This window comes from Myxococcus guangdongensis, assembly GCF_024198255.1.
Taxonomy (GTDB): domain Bacteria; phylum Myxococcota; class Myxococcia; order Myxococcales; family Myxococcaceae; genus Myxococcus; species Myxococcus guangdongensis.
Window position 1 is genome coordinate 62,208 of the sequence record NZ_JAJVKW010000009.1, and the last position, 16,365, is coordinate 78,572.

The 16,365-nt window shown below is 70.2% G+C and carries 15 protein-coding genes; 14 read left to right on the forward strand and 1 reads right to left on the reverse strand.

From position 1 onward, the window contains the following. The first annotated feature begins 13 nt into the window (after positions 1-13). From LXT21_RS26220 to LXT21_RS26230, 3 genes are read left to right on the forward strand one after another with little or no spacing between them, the layout of a single operon-like run. The gene (locus tag LXT21_RS26220) at positions 14-1,663 is read left to right on the forward strand and encodes an acetolactate synthase large subunit (protein WP_141329782.1); all 1,650 of its coding nucleotides are present in this window, start codon (positions 14-16) and stop codon (positions 1,661-1,663) included. Next, positions 1,653-3,101, forward strand: a complete 1,449-nt coding sequence (locus LXT21_RS26225; protein WP_254040933.1) for an aldehyde dehydrogenase family protein — start codon at positions 1,653-1,655, stop codon at positions 3,099-3,101. Before LXT21_RS26220 ends, LXT21_RS26225 begins: the two co-directional genes overlap by 11 nt. Before the next feature lie 31 nt (positions 3,102-3,132). Beyond that, positions 3,133-3,447: a hypothetical protein gene (locus tag LXT21_RS26230; RefSeq protein ID WP_254040934.1), complete on the forward strand. Its 315-nt coding sequence runs from the start codon at positions 3,133-3,135 to the stop codon at positions 3,445-3,447. A gap of 6 nt (positions 3,448-3,453) precedes the next feature. On the opposite strand, the gene LXT21_RS26235 is transcribed toward LXT21_RS26230, so the two are convergent. After that, positions 3,454-4,671 carry an endonuclease/exonuclease/phosphatase family protein gene (locus tag LXT21_RS26235; RefSeq protein ID WP_254041201.1) on the reverse strand — a complete coding sequence of 406 codons (1,218 nt, stop codon included), beginning with the start codon at positions 4,669-4,671 and terminating at the stop codon, positions 3,454-3,456. A gap of 267 nt (positions 4,672-4,938) precedes the next feature. On the opposite strand from LXT21_RS26235, the gene LXT21_RS26240 reads away from it, so the two are divergent. The 11 genes from LXT21_RS26240 to LXT21_RS26290 all read left to right on the forward strand — a co-directional run bounded on the left by LXT21_RS26240 (position 4,939) and on the right by LXT21_RS26290 (position 16,361). After that, entirely contained in the window at positions 4,939-6,168 is a 1,230-nt protein-coding gene (locus tag LXT21_RS26240; RefSeq protein ID WP_254040935.1) for a mechanosensitive ion channel family protein, read from the forward strand. 213 nt (positions 6,169-6,381) lie between these two features. After that, entirely contained in the window at positions 6,382-7,641 is a 1,260-nt protein-coding gene (locus tag LXT21_RS26245) for a M20/M25/M40 family metallo-hydrolase (protein ID WP_254040936.1), read from the forward strand. 123 nt (positions 7,642-7,764) lie between these two features. After that, the gene (locus LXT21_RS26250; RefSeq protein WP_254040937.1) at positions 7,765-8,604 is read left to right on the forward strand and encodes a vWA domain-containing protein; all 840 of its coding nucleotides are present in this window, start codon (positions 7,765-7,767) and stop codon (positions 8,602-8,604) included. 20 nt (positions 8,605-8,624) lie between these two features. Beyond that, positions 8,625-9,386 (forward strand): protein phosphatase 2C domain-containing protein, encoded by a 762-nt coding sequence (locus tag LXT21_RS26255; protein WP_254040938.1) that lies wholly within the window; start codon positions 8,625-8,627, stop codon positions 9,384-9,386. A gap of 4 nt (positions 9,387-9,390) precedes the next feature. After that, positions 9,391-11,256: a hypothetical protein gene (locus LXT21_RS26260; protein ID WP_254040939.1), complete on the forward strand. Its 1,866-nt coding sequence runs from the start codon at positions 9,391-9,393 to the stop codon at positions 11,254-11,256. Positions 11,257-11,277: 21 nt separating this feature from the next. Beyond that, the gene (locus tag LXT21_RS26265; protein ID WP_254040940.1) at positions 11,278-12,888 is read left to right on the forward strand and encodes a right-handed parallel beta-helix repeat-containing protein; all 1,611 of its coding nucleotides are present in this window, start codon (positions 11,278-11,280) and stop codon (positions 12,886-12,888) included. Then, positions 12,888-13,838, forward strand: coding sequence for a serine hydrolase (locus LXT21_RS26270; RefSeq protein WP_254040941.1), 951 nt, complete (start codon positions 12,888-12,890; stop codon positions 13,836-13,838). Before LXT21_RS26265 ends, LXT21_RS26270 begins: the two co-directional genes overlap by 1 nt. 66 nt (positions 13,839-13,904) lie before the next feature. Next, positions 13,905-15,224, forward strand: coding sequence for a hydroxyacid-oxoacid transhydrogenase (locus tag LXT21_RS26275; RefSeq protein WP_254040942.1), 1,320 nt, complete (start codon positions 13,905-13,907; stop codon positions 15,222-15,224). A 16-nt stretch (positions 15,225-15,240) separates the two neighbouring features. Further along, entirely contained in the window at positions 15,241-15,675 is a 435-nt protein-coding gene (locus LXT21_RS26280; protein WP_254040943.1) for an acyl-CoA thioesterase, read from the forward strand. Positions 15,676-15,684: 9 nt separating this feature from the next. Next, complete coding sequence (locus LXT21_RS26285) at positions 15,685-15,903, forward strand: hypothetical protein (RefSeq protein ID WP_254040944.1); 219 nt, start codon at positions 15,685-15,687, stop codon at positions 15,901-15,903. Further along, positions 15,903-16,361: a hypothetical protein gene (locus tag LXT21_RS26290; RefSeq protein WP_254040945.1), complete on the forward strand. Its 459-nt coding sequence runs from the start codon at positions 15,903-15,905 to the stop codon at positions 16,359-16,361. The genes LXT21_RS26285 and LXT21_RS26290 overlap by 1 nt, the downstream gene beginning before the upstream one ends. The last annotated feature ends 4 nt before the right edge of the window (positions 16,362-16,365 follow it).

Genomic DNA, 16,365 nt, shown 5'->3' on the forward strand with positions numbered 1-16,365 from the left:
GAAGGACCGCGAGATGAAGGCATCGGACCTGTTCGTCAAAGCGCTGGAGGCCGAGGGCGTGCGTTACGTCTTCGGGCTGCCCGGCGAGGAGAATCTGGACCTCTTGGAGTCGATGCGGGGCTCCAGCCTGAAGCTGGTGCTCACCCGTCACGAGCAGGCGGCCGGCTTCATGGCGGCGACGTGGGGGCGGCTGACCGGCAAGGCGGGCGTCACCCTGGCGACGCTGGGGCCGGGCGCCACCAACCTCGTCACGCCGGCCGCGTACGCGCAGCTGGGCGCCATGCCCATGGTGATGCTCACCGGGCAGAAGCCCATCAAGGCGAGCAAGCAGGGCCACTTCCAGATTGTCGACGTGGTGGGGATGATGCGCCCGCTCACCAAGCTGACGCGCACGCTCGTCTCCGCGGAGCACGTCCCGTCCGCGGTGCGCGAGGCCTTCCGTCGCGCGGAGGAGGAGCGCCCCGGCGCCACGCATCTGGAGTTGCCCGAGGACGTCGCGCGCGAGGCCACCGAGGCGCCGTTGCTCGCGCCCAGCGCGTGGCGCAGGCCCGTGGCGGACGAGGGCTCCATCGCGCGGGCCGTGGAGACCATCGCCTCGGCGCGCCGGCCGCTGTTGATGGTGGGCGCGGGCGCCAACCGGAAGCTCACGTCGGAGATGCTGCGCGTCCTGGTGGACCGGGTGGGGATTCCCTTCTCGAGCACGCAGATGGGCAAGGGCGTCGTCGACGAGTCCCACCCGCTGTGGATGGGCACCGCCGCGCTGTCGGATGGAGACTTCGTCCACCGCGCCATCGAGATGTCCGACTGCATCATCAACGTGGGACACGACGTCATCGAGAAGCCGCCGTTCGTGATGCGCGACAGCAGCCGCGCCGTCGTCCACCTGAACTTCTCGTCGGCGGAGGTGGACCCGGTCTACTTCCCGAAGCTGGAGGTGACGGGGGACATCGCCAACGCCGTGTGGCGCATCGCGGAGGGGCTGGGACAGCGTGGGGCGAGCTGGGACTTCGCGCCGTTCGAGAAGGCTCGGGCGGGGCTGGAGGCGCAGCTGGCGCGAGGGGCGGCGGATGACCGCTTCCCCATCTACCCCGCGAGACTGGTGGCGGAGGTGCGCCGCGCGCTGCCGGATGACGGCATCGTGTGTCTGGACAATGGCATGTACAAGCTGTGGTTCGCTCGCTACTACCGTACGCGGCGGCCCAACACGCTCTTGCTGGACAACGCGCTCGCGACGATGGGGGCGGGGCTGCCCTCGGCGATCGCCGCGAAGCTGGTGCATCCTCGCCGCAAGGTGGTGGCGGTCTGCGGCGACGGTGGGTTCATGATGAACTCGCAGGAGCTGGAGACGGCGGTGCGACTGGGGTTGGACCTCACGGTGGTCGTCGTGCGCGACGACGGCTACGGGATGATTCGCTGGAAGCAGGGGGAGATGGGCCTGCCGGACTTCGGCATGGCGCTGGGCAACCCCGACTTCGTCCGCTACGCGGAGGCGTACGGCGCCAGGGGGCATCGACCCACGAGCGCGTCGGAGTTCGGCGCGACCCTGTCACGCTGCCTGGAGTCGGGCGGCGTGCATGTCATCGACCTGCCCATCGACTACTCGGACAACACCCGCGCGCTCGGCGTCGGGGAGAAGGAAGGCGAGGTGCTCCATGTTGGCTGAACGCTACCCGTACTACGTGGCCAACCGTCGGTGCTGGCCAAACGCGGACCTGCCCGTGGTGGACAAGTACACGGGAGAAGTGGTGACGCGGGTCGCGCTCTCGGACGCGGCCGCGGTGGAGGAGGCCATCGCCGCGGCGGTGCGTGCAGCGGGGCCGATGCGGCGGCTGCCCGCGCATGCCCGACAGGCGGTGCTGGAGCACTGCGTGCGTCGCTTCCAGGAGCGCGCGGAGGAGCTGGCCCAGGTGCTCTGCGTCGAGGCGGGCAAGCCCCTGCGTGACGCGCGCGGCGAGGTGACGCGGCTCATCGAGACGTTCAAGGCCGCCGCGGAGGAGGCGGTGCGCGGGGGCGGCGAGGTGCTGAACCTGGAGGTGTCCGCGCGGGCCGAGGGCTACCGGGGCTTCACGCGTCGGGTGCCGGTGGGGCCGGTGTCGCTCATCACGCCGTTCAACTTCCCGCTCAACCTGGTGGCGCACAAGGTCGCGCCGGCGATCGCCGCGGGCTGCCCGTTCATCCTGAAGCCGTCGGACCGCACGCCGGTGAGCGCGATGATTCTGGCGGAGGTGCTCGCGGAGACGAACCTGCCCGAGGGCGCGTTCTCGGTCGTCACGCCGACGCTGAAGGACATCGGTCCTCTCATCGAGGACGAGCGGTTGAAGCTCCTGTCGTTCACGGGCTCGGAGAAGGTGGGCTGGGAGCTCAAGGCGCGCGCGGGGCGCAAGAAGGTGGTGCTGGAGCTGGGCGGCAACGCGGCCTGCGTGGTGGACCGCGAGCCGGGCGCCGCGCTGGACGTGATTGCGGACCGCGTGGCGCTCGGGGCGTTCTTCCAGTCGGGGCAGAGCTGCATCTCGGTGCAGCGGGTGTTGGTGCACGCGTCGCACTACGAGGCGTTCAAGGCGCTGCTCGTCGAGCGGGCGCGGGCGCTGCGCTCGGGGAACCCTCGTGACGAGGCGACGACGCTGGGGCCGATGATCGACGAGCCCGCTGCGAAGCGCCTCGAGGGGTGGATTCAGGACGCGGTGGGGCGGGGGGCGCGGGTGCTGACGGGCGGCGGACGCAAGGGCGCGCTGCTGGAGGCCACGGTGCTGGAGGGCGTGCCCGAGGACGCGCCGCTGAGCGCGGAGGAGGCCTTCGGTCCGGTGGTGTTGCTCCAGCCCTTCACCTCCTTCACGGAGGCGATGGCCCAGGTCAACGCGGGCCGGTACGGGTTGCAGGCGGGGCTCTTCACCAACGACCTCTCACGGGCGATGCATGCCTGGGACGAGCTGGAGGTGGGCGGCGTGGTGGTGGGAGACGTGCCGAGCTTCCGCGTGGACACCATGCCCTATGGCGGCGTGAAGGGCTCCGGCCTGGGACGCGAGGGCGTGAAGTACGCCATCGAGGACATGACGGAGCTGCGGCTGCTGGTGTTGCGCCAGCGCGCGCCTCGGGAGGATTGAGGCGCGGCACGAGCGTGGACAAGATGCCCGGATGGACCAGGACGAGCGCGACTTCATCGCGAGCATCAAGAACACGGAGCCCACTCGGGGGCTCCGCGTTCGCGTGAGTGACTCGGAGGAATACCGAATCGCGGCGCTCGGCCGGGGAGAGATGGGCTTCTACCAGCAGAACGACAGGGCCCTGCTCTTCGAGTTCAGCGCCGGCTTCGCCTTCATCGTCAAGAAGTCCATCCGGCGCTGGGACGACGGCAAGAAGGTCACCGACGCGGAGCGCGAGATCATCGTCCAGCGCATCGCCGACTACCTGAAGGCCGGCGGTGCGCAGCACGTCAACATCATCGAGTGAACCGCGTCACCGGATGATGGCGTAACCGGCATGCGCGTGGTCGCTCACGCCGTCCGTCTTCACCTGCGCGGCGTTGTGCGTGTCCAACCCGCCCGACACCCAGACCTGGTCGAAGTTGTCGCCGTTGGCCTTCTTCCCGCCCACCACGCGGTGCAGCCCCGCGCCCTCGAGCGCCTTGCCCACGTTCTCCGTCGAATCGTTGAAGTCGCCCATCACCACCAGCTCCCGCGCCGGGGGACCCTTGGCCTCCGCACGCGCCACCTCCGCGAGGAACTGGAGCTGCTTCTCGCGCAGCCCCGCGCCTTCCTTCCCCGCCGCCAGGTGCACGTTGATGATGCTCTTCTCCTGGCCATCCGGCCCCACCACGCGCGTCACCAGCGCCGTGCGCGGCTCGGAGGGGCTGTTCTTCCGCAGCGCCTCGTTGCGCGCACCCAGCGCCTTGCGCTCGGCCTCCGTCAGCTTGCCGTCACCCAGCGCCGCCAGGTCCTCCTTCGACGACACCGCGGGCCCTCCGGACTCCGCCGCGGGCAGCGTCACCGTGTACGCGTCCACGACCTTGTCCGGCGCCCCCACGTAGATGGCGTTGCCGTACGTCGCGTCCGCGCCCGTGTCGCCCTTGATGCTCTTGTCATCCCCGGAGAACGACTCGCCCGTCACCAGCGTCCCCTCGGGCGTCTGGTACAGCGTCGTCCCATCCGCGCCCTTGCGAATCGCCGTGGCCGGCGCGTCCTCGTGCAGCCCCACCGTGGGCACCGTGCCCGACTTGAACGCCTCGAACGACGGATTCAGATGCCGCGCGATGTCCAACGCCGTGTTCGCGTTCCCACTGCGATCCACGCCGACGTCCACCTCCTGGAACCCGGCGATGGTCGCGCCCGTCTCACGGATGAGCTCCGCCTGCTCCTCGCGGTTCTTCGCCGTGCGGTACTCGGAGCCCGCGCCGTTGGCCAGGTTCAGCGTCAGCACCCCCGTGCCGCTCTGGATGTCCGGCAGCTCGTCCGCGCGCACCGGCTTCGAGTACCCGCTCGGACCCTCGTTCGCTCCCCCCGACAAATCCGGCCGCGACGGGTTGGCGCCCGGTGATGGAGACGGCGTGAAGGAGTCCTTCGCCTGCGCCGAGCCGGACGACGCGCCCGTGGGCCGTGCCTCATTGCTCGTGGAGGAGGCGGGCGGCTGCTGAACGACGCTTCGGGCCCAACGGCCCGCGACATTCCAGATGCTCATGACCATCTCCAGGCCCTCAGGAAGCACACGGCCCGGGCCGGGGTTCCGCGAGGGCTGCTCGGGCGCGAGTCTCCCTCAGCCCAGCCAGCCCGGAAAGTCCCGCCGGGTCCGGGGGAACCTCCCTCCAAAAAGGTCCTGGACCATCCCAGCTCGTACCGTTAGTAGGTTTGACCTCAAACTTTAAGCCCGGGAGTACGGCGCCCACGCGAGAGGGATGCGCGCGGGGCCGGGGCTCGCCGTGCACCCCGACTCGAAAGGCCCCCAGACATGGTGCGCTCCATCTCCTTGCCCTGGCTCTCCGCCGCCACGCCCGAGGCTTCCGTGGCGGGCGCCCCGCCGCCTCCGTTGCCCGTCCCCGTGCCCGAGGGCAGCGCGTGGGGACTGGAGCTGTGGCAGTGGGCGGGTCTGGCGGTGTTGTTCGTGGGGGCGTGGCTGCTGGGGCGGGCCATCGAGTGGCTGGTGCTCCGGGTGGTGGACCGGGCCACGGCGATGACGAAGTCGGGCTGGGATGACCAGCTGGCGACGTCCGCGCGAGGCCCCACGCGCTACGTGCTCTTCACGGTGCTGGTGGCCTCGGGGCTGTGGGCGCTGAAGCTGCCGCCCGTGGCGAAGCACGGCGTGGACCTGGTGACGCGCTCGGTGGGCCTGGTGGCCGTGGCGTGGTTCCTCCTGCGCTTCGTGAAGCTGGCCGCGGGCTTCGTCGAGCAGACGGTGGTGCGCGAGGAGAAGGGCGGCAACGTGGGCCGGGCGCGCGGCCTGCGCACGCAGCTGGCGGTGCTGCGGCGCGTGGTGGAGGTCGCCGTGGTGCTCATCGGCGCGTCGCTCATGCTGCTGCAGTTCGAGGCGGTGCGGAACGTGGGCGTGTCGCTGCTCGCCTCGGCGGGCATCGCCGGCCTGTTCATCGGCCTGGCGGCGCAGAAGTCCATCTCCACGCTGCTGGCCGGCATCCAGCTGTCCATCACCCAGCCCATCCGCATCGGCGACACCGTCATCGTGGAGAACGAGTGGGGCTGGGTGGAGGAGATCACCCTCACGTACGTGGTGGTGAAGGTCTGGGACTTGCGCCGGCTGGTGATTCCCATGGGCCACTTCCTGGAGAAGCCCTTCCAGAACTGGAGCAAGGTGTCCCCGGACATCATGGGCACCGCGGAGTTCTACGTGGACTTCCGCACGGACGTGCCCGCGGCCCGCGCCGAGCTGCGCCGCATCCTGGAGCACGAGTCCAACGGCTTGTGGGATGGCAAGGTCGGAGGGCTGCAGGTGACGGACATGTCCGAGCGCACCATGAAGCTGCGCGCCCTGGTGAGCGCCTCGGACTCCGGCAAGGCGTTCGACCTGCGATGCCTGGTGCGCGAGCGGCTCATGGCCTTCCTGCGCGAGCAGCCCTACGGCCTGCCCATGGTGCGCACCGAGGCCTGCCTCACCGAGCACGACGAGTCCTCCAACAACGGCTCCCGGCCCGCCACCCACGTGGTGGCCGCGCTCCCCAGCGAGTGACGCACCCCGCACTCCACGGCCGTGCAGGTGGGCCCGTGGAGGCGCTTCGCCCATACGGGGCGTCTTTGTTGAGTGGTGAATAGTTCACCCTGCGTCTCCGGGGTGGGGTAGGTTGTCCGCAATCGCGGAATAAGCGGAAAGTACGGCTCCGTCTCCCGAGGGCGCGCGGCAGGTCGTGCGCGCCATGTGGAGTCCACACGCGGAGGCCGTGCGATGCGGCTGGCCGCGGTGTTCCGCGACGCACCACCCATCCAGCAAGGAGCGCTGCCCATGAAGCGGTTGATTCCGTTTGCCCTGATGTTGCTGAGCCCCACCGCGTCGTTCGCGGGAGCCGAGGACCGGGAGCTGTGGATTTCGTTGGGTGCCGACGCCATGGAGCCCGTGGCGGAGGCCTTCGCGAAGGAAGGCTGGAAGATGCCGCCTCCGTCGCTGACGAAGAAGGAGGTGTCGGTGATTCAGGTGCGCGAGTCGCAGCTGGAGCGCATCGCGCACGTCATGCACGAGAAGTTCAACCGGTGTGCGGGCTTCGTCACGTTCGAGACGCGGGACGAGGCGGAGAAGTCGCTGGTGCCCGCGCCGCTGGCGCCCACGCAGGAGCTGGTGACGTACACCATCGACAACGCCGCCGCCGTCAACTGCATGATTGGCCGGCTGACCGAGTCCGGCGTGCGCTCCACCATCAACACGATGGCGGCGTACACCACGCGCTACTACACGCACACGACGGGCGTGAACGCGGCGAACGGACTGCGCACCCTCTGGGCGAACATCGCCGCGTCGCGCAGCGACATCACCGCGACGACGTTCACCCACGCGGCGTGGGCGCAGCCCTCCGTCATCCTCACCATCCCTGGCTCCACGCTGGCCAGCGAGGTGGTGGTGGTGGGCGGCCACCTGGACTCCATCTCCTCGGGCGCCACGGCGCCTGGCGCGGATGACAACGCGTCCGGCATCGCGTCCTTCACGGAGGTCATCCGCGCGGCGGTGTCCTGCAACTACCGGCCGCTGCGGACGGTGAAGTTCATCGGCTACGCGGCGGAGGAGGTCGGTCTGCGCGGCTCGAAGGAGATCGCCGCCTGGCACAAGAACAACGGCGTCAACGTGGTGGGCGTGCTCCAACTGGACATGACCAACTACAAGCGCGCCGGCAACACCCACGACGTGGGCGTGGTCACCGACTACACCAACTCCGCGCAGAACACGTTCCTGCGCAACATCATCACCACGTACGGCGGTGGCATCGTCCAGCGCGACACCACGTGCGGCTACGCGTGCTCGGACCACGCGTCGTGGACGGCCCAGGGCTACGCGGCCTCCATCCCGCACGAGTCCACGGTCAACACGGGCAACCCCTACATCCACACGGTCAACGACACGATCGCGCAGTCGGGCAGCAACGCCAACCACGCCTTGAAGTTCTCGAAGATCGCCGCGGGCTTCGTGGGTGAGCTGGCGAAGGGCGTCACGAACTAGCCCGTCCGTCTTCCGCCGCGTCGCCTGTCCGGGGGCGCGGCGGAGGGCGTCGAATCGTCGCTTCCTCCAGCGAGGGCCACTGTAGGCTCGCGCGCGCAGTCGGACCGCGCGGTGCGAGGACCCATGGCCTACTCGTCGGAGATCAGCCGCACCCAGCCCGCCTGCATCCTGCTGCTCATCGACCAGTCGGGGTCGATGGACGACCCCTTCGGGGGCCAGGGGGGCACGCGCAAGAAGGCCGAGGGTGTGGCGGATGTCACCAACCGCCTGGTGCAGAACCTGGTGGTGCGGTGTGCCCGTGAGGAAGGCATCCGGGACTACTTCCACCTGGGGGTGCTCGGGTACGGAGAGAAGGTCGGCTCGGCCTTCAGCGGCGCGCTCGCGGGGCGGGGCCTGGTGCCCATCAGCGCGGTGGGGCACGCGCCCGCGAGGCTGGAGGAGCGCACGCGCGAGCGCGAGGATGGCATGGGGGGCCTGGTGCGCGAGAAGGTCCGCTTCCCCATCTGGGTGGAGCCGCACGCGCACGGACCCACGCCCATGTGCGAGGTGCTCCTCCGAGCCCGTGAGCTGGTGACCGCCTGGATGCGGGAGCACCCGGAGAGCTTCCCGCCCATCGTGGTGAACATCTCCGACGGCGAGCCCACGGATGGAGACCCGACCGAGGGCGCGGCGGGGCTTCGCTCCGTGCGAGGCGCGGACGGCGAGGTGCTGCTGCTCAACGTGCACCTGTCCTCGAACCCGGCCGTGCCCATCCAGTTCCCCGATGCCGAGACGCACCTGCCGGACGCGCACGCGCGCAGGCTCTTCTCCCTCTCCAGTCCGCTCACCCAGGGCATGCTCGCCGCGGCGAGGGATGAGGGCCACGCGGTGCGCGAGGGCGCGCGCGGCTTCGTCTTCAACGCGGACATCCTCTCGCTCATCAAGTTCCTGAACATCGGGACGCGGCCGAGCAACCTGCGTTGAGCGTGGGACGCGAGCTGGCCATGCGAATCGCGCTGGAGGTGATGGGCGTCCAGAAGGACGGCAACGCGCCCACGGAGAACGAGGACGCCGCGGCGCCCGAGCACTCCGCTGTCCTCGTGGAGGACTCGTTGCACGTGGCCGTCGCGGACGGCGCGACCGAGAGCCTCTTCTCCGGCCTGTGGGCGCGGCTGCTCGCGCGTGAGTACGCAACAGGCCAGATGCGGGAGCCCTCGGGGCTGCTCCAGGCGCTGCCCGGGTTGCAGCGCCGCTGGCTCGCGGAGGTCGAGGGCCGGGAGCTGCCCTGGTACGCCCAGGAGAAGCTTCGTGAGGGGGCCTTCGCGACGGTGTTGGGCGTGAGCCTCGCGCGGACCCCGGCGGGAGCGGATGGCATCGTGGGCACGTGGTCCGCGCTGGCCGTGGGGGACTCGTGCCTGTTCCAGGTGCGCGATGCGCGGCTGGTGCGGAGCTTCCCGCTCGAGCTCGCGTCGTCGTTCGGCTCGCGTCCCTTCCTGGTGTCCACCCATGGCGCGCAGAACGCGCGCGTCGCCGCGCAGGCGCGCGAGATGACGGGCGAGGTGCGCGTGGGCGACACGCTGCTCCTGATGACGGACGCGCTGGCCCACTGGTTCCTGGGGGAGCATGAGCGGGGCGGGCGGCCCTGGCTGTCGCTGCCCGGCGAGGACGACCGCTCCGCGTTCGAGTCGTTCGTGGCGGGGCTGCGCGCGGCGCGGAGCCTGCGCAACGACGACACCACGCTGATGCGCCTGTCGGTGGAGGCGTGACGTCATGGCCCTGCCTTCCGACAGCGACTATCAATCCGCCCTCCAGCATCCGGGACAGGCCTTCTCCGACGCGAGGTTGAAGGCGGGCGTCGTCGAGCAGGGGACGGGGGTGATGGCGGGACTGCCCCGTCCTCGCGCGGGCAACTTCGCCACCACGTACAAGGTGACCTGCGGCGACACGGTCTACGCGGTGCGCTGCTTCACGCGCCCGTATCCCCGGGACCAGGAGTCGCGCTACCTCGAAATCCGACGGCACCTGGAGCAGCACTGGCTGCCGTCCTCGGTGGGCGTCTGGTTCCAGCCGCGAGGCATCCATGTCCGCGGCCGCTGGCTCCCCCTCGTCATGATGGAGTGGGTGCAGGGTGAGTCGCTGGAGCGCTACGTCGGCCGGCACCTGCGCGAGCCGCTGACGTTGTTCCGCCTCGCCGCCGAGTGGCTGGGGTTGCTGTCGGCCCTGCGTGACGCGGGCATCGCGCACGGGGATCTGCAGCACGGCAACGTGCTCGTCACGGAGCGGGGGCTGAGGCTCATCGATTACGACGGCATGTGCGTCCCGCCGCTCGTCGGACGCAAGGGCCACGAGACGGGCCATCCGAACTACCAACACCCCGGCCGCGACGCGGGGTTCTTCGACCTGCGGTTGGACCACTTCTCCGGCTGGGTGGTGTGGCTCTCGCTCGTGGCGCTCGCGCACGAGCCGTCACTCTGGGAGCGCTTCCAGGGCGGCGACGACTGTCTGCTGTTCCGTCGCAGGGACTTCCTCGAACCGGAGCGCTCGCCGCTGTTCCAGGCGCTGCGGACCTCGCCCCATGCGCGGGTGCGTGAGTACGTGGCCCCCACGTTGTCGCGGCTGTTGGCGATGCCCGCCGATGCGGTGCCCGAGGTGACGCCCGCCGCGTCGCCACCCAAGGCGAGCGAGCGCGAGGCGTCACCGACGATGGCCTGGCTGCGCGAGCTGTCGCGATTCCTCCCCCTCGAGACACCCGTGGTGCGGCAGTTCTCCCGGGAGGGCTCGCTGGAGCGCGGCATGGTCAGCGGGCTGCTGGTCACCGCGGCGCTGGGCCTGGTGCCCGCCGTGGTGTTCTCGCCGTGGTGGCTCGTGGGCGCGGGGTTCGTGGGGAGCGTGGGGGCCGTGCGCAGCCGCGCGCTGTACCTGCGCGACGAGCTGGCACGCGAGCGCCTCGGATGGGAGCGCCAGCGGACCGAGGCGGCCACCGCGCGCGTCCGGTTGGAGGAACAGCTGCGTCGGCTGACCGGGTCCCGTCCCGCCATCGCGCGCGAGTCCCAGGCCGCGCGCTCTCCGCTGCTCACGGAACAGGACGCCCTGCACGCGTGGATGGAGGACGTGCGCAGCCGCAACCTCGACGTGGACAGCTCGGAGCTGGAGCGCATCGAGGGCCGACGCGCGCAGGTGGACCGCGAGGAGCTCAACGCCCGCAAGGACCTGGAGGTCGAGCGTCGACGCTGGGAGGACGACGCGGAGCTTCAACGAGGGCTCTCTGCCATCGCGCGGAGCGACGCGCTGCGGGGCTTCAAGCAACGCATGGACGCACTCGAGGCCCGGTTCGACGAGCGCCGCGCCGCGCTGGAAGCGGAGGAGGACGCCGCGGCGCTCCAGGCTCGCACCTCCGGCGTCCTCTCCAGGGCCTATCGCGAGGCCATGGCCCGCGCCGCCGCGCTCATCGACCTGCTGCGGATGCAGGAGAGCGCGCTCGTCGAGGTGGACCGCGCGCTGTCACAGACGCGTCACGACCTCATCGTCGAGGGCTCGCGTGAAAGCGTCGCCGAATGTGCGCTCGCGGCCTACGGCTCCAGCCAGTTCTCCCATTTCCTCGCGTGGCTCTTTCAGGAGACTCCCGACAAACCATGAAAAGTTGTATTGAGTGGGTCCATGACGACTCGCTCGAGCATCTTCTTGTCGGCCGTGGGATGGGCTGTCCTCGCTGTGGCGTGTGGTGGAGGAGGGGATGCGGAGCGCCGCGCGGAGGACCCTCCGGACGCCGGGCGTGAGGTGGACGCGGGGGCCACCTCGGACGCGGGAGCGCTGCCTGACGCGGGGGAACCTCCCGATGCTGGCGAACAGGCCGACGCGGGAACCGCGGGGGATGGAGGCTCCCCCGAGAACCCGACGGTGGGGCTGTCGTGCACGGCGGGGGGCGGGTGCTCGGAGTTCATCGGCTCGGGCAGCGGCTACGTCTGGTTGGATGCCTCTGACGCGGGCTCCGAGCGCTACGCGGGCAAGACGTTGTGCATCAAGCCGGGGACGTATTCCTACCTGGCGTTGCACGGGTTGAAGGGGACGGCCGAGCGGCCTGTCACCATCACCAACTGCGGCGGTCAGGCCATCTTCAACAACGCGGGCAACAGCCCGATGGGCATCACGGGCGCGAGCCGGTACCTGCGGCTGACGGGCACCGGGAGCACGCACGCCTACGGCCTGGTGGCGGGCACGGCGGGCGGCAATCAAGCGCACATCGACCTGCGCGACGGGACGTCCGACGTGGAGATCGACCACGTGGAGGTGCGTGGCAATCCCAACGGCGGCGTGGGCATCGCCTTCCGCACGTATCCGACGTGCGCCGGCGCCTGGGCGCGTGGCACCTGGGCCCAGTACAACACCCGCATCCACGACACGTACATCCACGACACCGTCTACGAGGGGGTCTACATCGGCCCGTCGCACCATGGCTGGGTGAATGGCCAGTCCTACAACCCGGGCGTCGATTGCGGCGGCGGCAAGCGGGTGCACGAGGCGGATGTGATTGGCGTCGAGGTGGTGAACAACCGGGTGGAGAACACCGGCAATGACGCCATCCAGGTGGGCGGCGCGCTCCAGGGGATGACCCTGCGGCGCAACTTCATCAAGAACTACGGCTTGAACAACAACAGCAGCCACTCCGGTGGAATCACGGTGAACCCTGGCAGCAAGGGCGTCATCGACTCGAACTGGATCGAGACGGACCAGCCCCGCAACACCCAGGGCATCATGTTCCAGGGACTGGGCGGCTCGCTGGTGATGAACAACATCATCATCGGGGCCCGGACGGGGACGCTCTTCAATCGCACCACGGATGTGAACCTGCAGGTCGCGAACCCGCGGCCGGTCGCCTACCACCACAACACGGTGGTGACCTCCTCGGTGGAGGGCGTCTACGTCTTCTGCAACCTGATGGGCGGCAACGTCGTGACCTTCTCCAACAACATCGTCGCGGGCGCGCCGACGACCCACGCGGGCAATGGCGGCAACACGGCGTGCCTGGACCTGTTCGCGAGGACGAACCTGGTGTCCACGCAGCTGTCGGCGGCGGGCTTCAGGGACGCGGCGGCGAAGGACTTCCACCTGCTGTCCTCCTCGGCCGCGGTGGACAAGGGCGTCATCCTCACCGGCGTGGTGGACTTCGACTACGACGGTGCCCAGCGCGTGCCGCCCTATGACTACGGCGCGTACGTGGCGGCCGCGGGGATTCCGCTCGTCACGCCGCCGCCCCAGGTGGAGCGCTGATGCTTCGGGCTGGAGCGTGGGTGTGGGGCTGGCTCGCGGTGGGGGCCGCCCAGGCGTCGGAGGCCACGGATGCGGGGCCCGCGCGCGCCTCGCTCCAGTCCGTCGTGGACTCGCTGGCGGCGGAGGCCCAGGCGCTGTCGCCGGGCTCGGACATCGCGTTGGCGGTGCGGGACTCGAGGACCGGGGAGTACGCCGGGTTCTCGGACACGGTGCCGCACATCTCCGCGAGCTCGGCCAAGGTGTTCTGGGTGGCTGCGGCGCTGAAGAAGGCCGAGGAGAAGAAGGTGGCGCCGCTGGCGGAGAAGGTGTTCCGCACCTCGGACAACGAGGCCTCGGGCGCGGTCATCGACCTGGTGGGCGGGCCGGATGTCATCAATGACTATCTGCGCTCGCTCGAGGTGAAGAACACCGCGCTGACGAAGTGGAACTACGGCAAGCCGCGTTGGGCCACCAACTCCCCGAAGGTGATGGGGAACGACAACTACCTCTGCGCGGCGGACGCGGTGGCCTTCCTCCATCGGCTGGCGGCGGGCGAGCTGCTGAAGCCCCGGCCGACGTCGCGCCTGTTGAAGTGGATGGAGCTGACGCCTCGCGAGGGCTGTGGTGGGTGGCTGGGCACGCGCCTGCCGGCGAAGGCCCGCGCGACGTTGCGGCACAAGGGCGGGTGGCTGCCTCCGGGGTGCTGCTCGGATGACGCGCGCTACAACGTGCTCAACGAGGTGGGCCTGGTGCGGCTGCCGGACGGCGGGCACTACGCGGTGGCCATCCTGGTGGCGCGCGGGCCGGACTGGCCGCGTCAGGCGTTCTTCGTCGAGCGTGCGTCGTGTGTGCTCTACCGCGCGATGTCGGGGGAGGCGTCGCTCGACTGCGGGGAGTCGCTCGCGAAGCAGGGCGGCCCCGCGCCGTGGGTCCTCGAGGATGGGGGCACCCCTCCGGACTACGACTGCTGACGACGGCGCGCCCCGGGGGCATCAAGCCACGGTAGATTGCGGCCAGGACCCTCGCGGGAGGACGTCATGGGCTTCGGGTGCTGCCACTACCAGGAGGTGGGGGAGGGGTGTGACTCCGCCTTCACCATGGAGTCCTCGCGCGTCACCTTCGGACGGGGTTGTCTGTCGGAGGTGGGGGACAGGGCGCGGGTGCTCGGGATGCGGCGCGTGGCGCTCTTCACGGATGCGGGGGTGGCGAAGCTCCCCATCTTCGGCACCGTGGTGGAGTCGCTGCGGTCCTCGGGGCTGGAGCTGGGCGTCTTCAAGGACGTGAGCATCGAGCCCACGGACCAGTCCTTCCTGGAGGCGGTGCGCTTCGCGGCGGACTTTCGTCCGGATGGCTACGTCTCCCTGGGCGGCGGCTCGGTCATCGACACGTGCAAGGCGGCGAACCTGTTCGCGACCTGGCCGTCCGACTTCCTGACGTATGTGAATGCGCCGGTGGGCGAGGGCCGCCCGGTGCCCGGGCCGCTCAAGCCGCACATCGCCTGTCCCACCACGTCCGGCACGGGCAGCGAGGTGACGGGCATCACCATCTTCGATTTGCGCTCGCTGGGCGCGAAGACGGGCATCGCCTCGAACGCGCTGCGTCCCACCGAGGCCCTGGTGGACCCGGACTGCACCGCCACGCTGCCGGGGGAGGTCGTCGCGGCCAGTGGACTGGATGTCCTGTCGCACGCGCTGGAGAGCTACACGGCCCGGGCCTACGTCCGCCGGCCCGCGCCCGCGCGCCCCACGCTGCGGCCGATGAGCCAGGGGGCGAACCCCTGGAGTGATTTGGGCTGCCGTGAGGCGCTGCGGTTGATGGGGCTGTACCTGGAGCGGGGCGTGGCGGACGCGACGGACCACGAGGCCCGTGAGCAGCTGATGTGGGCGGCGACGCTGGCGGGCATCGCGTTCGGCAACGCGGGGGTGCACGCGCCGCACGGCATGGCGTACGCGGTGGCGGGGCTGGTGCGGGACTTCCGGCCCACGGGCTATCCCCAGGACGAACCGCTGGTGCCGCACGGCATGGCGGTCATCCTCAACGCGCCGGCGGTGTTCCGCTACACGGCGGCCGAGAGTCCGGAGCGTCACCTGGAGGCGGCCACGTGGTTGGGCGCGGACACGCGTGGCGCGAGCCCCGGGGACGCGGGCGAGGTGCTGGCGGACAAGCTCATCCGCATCATGCGCGGGGTGGGGATGCCGAATGGGCTGCGGGGCGTGGGGTACACGGAGGCGGATGTGTCGGCCCTGGTGTCCGGCGCATTGCCTCAGCAGCGCCTGCTCCAGAACGCGCCCCGTGAGATGACGCGGCCGGTGCTGGAGGGGCTCTTCCATCAGGCCCTGGGATATTGGTCGCCGTGATGAGAGGGACTCCGCCGTGAGTGACGTCGAGACCGCCGAGCGCTACGCCTACTTCCTGCCCATCACCACGCGGTGGATGGACAATGACGTCTACGGTCACATCAACAACGTCACGTACTACAGCTACTTCGACACGGTGGCGAACCACTACCTCATCCACGAGGGCGGGCTGGACATCCATGCGAGCCCCATCATCGGGTTGGTGGTGGAGTCGAAGTGCCAGTACCGGGCGCCGCTGGCCTATCCCGACCGCCTCCGGGCGGGGCTGCGCGTGGACAAGCTGGGCACGCGCTCGGTGACGTATGGGATTGGCCTCTTCAAGGAGGGCGAGACGGAGGCGGCCGCCCATGGCCACTTCGTCCATGTGTTCGTGGACCGGCAGTCGCGCAAGTCCACGGCGATTCCCGAGCGATTGAGAGCAGCGCTTTCGCGGTTGGTTCCGCCCGCCTAGGGAGGCGTCATGGCGTCGTTCTCCCATTCAGCCCTCCGGCCTGTCCTGCCGCTGCGGCTCGCTCATTCCCCGCTGCGCATCCCCTGGTCGGAGGTTCGCGCGTGGGAGCGCAAGGAGTTCTTGTTCTGGTGGACCGACACGCTCCACCTGGACCCGATGCGCCCGCGGCTGAGGGTCCCCTCGTCCGCGATGGAGTCGCTCAACCCCTACCTGGAGGGCTGTCGCTGATGGACGCGCTCAGACTCGTCTTCGACGAACAGCGGGAGTTGGTGGGGGAGGTGCCTCCGGCGTCGTGTGGGCTGTGCTCCGCGCCCGCACGGGGACGGCTGCTCGAGGAGGGCGCGCTGGCGGGGAGCTTCGGGTGGGCGTGTGATTGTGGCGCGCTGGGGATTCATGCGCCGCTGTATGACCTGGACGAGCTGTACGACGAGCTGTTGGCCGCGTGGGGGCTGGGGGTGGACCTGCCGGAGGCCGAGCCGCTGACGCCGGTGGGCGCGTCGGGGTTCCTCTTCGCGACGTATGTCGATGGGCCCAAGTTGCTCCAGCGGCTCTTCAACCGGGCGCGGGCGGAGGGGGCGCAGGTGGCGGCCACCGAGGTGCAGGTCGTCATCGAGGCGCCTGGCTCCGCGGGATTGGAGCTGACCTGGGATGTGCTCTGGGCGCGTGCTCCGCGCCGGGAGGGGTGAGGAG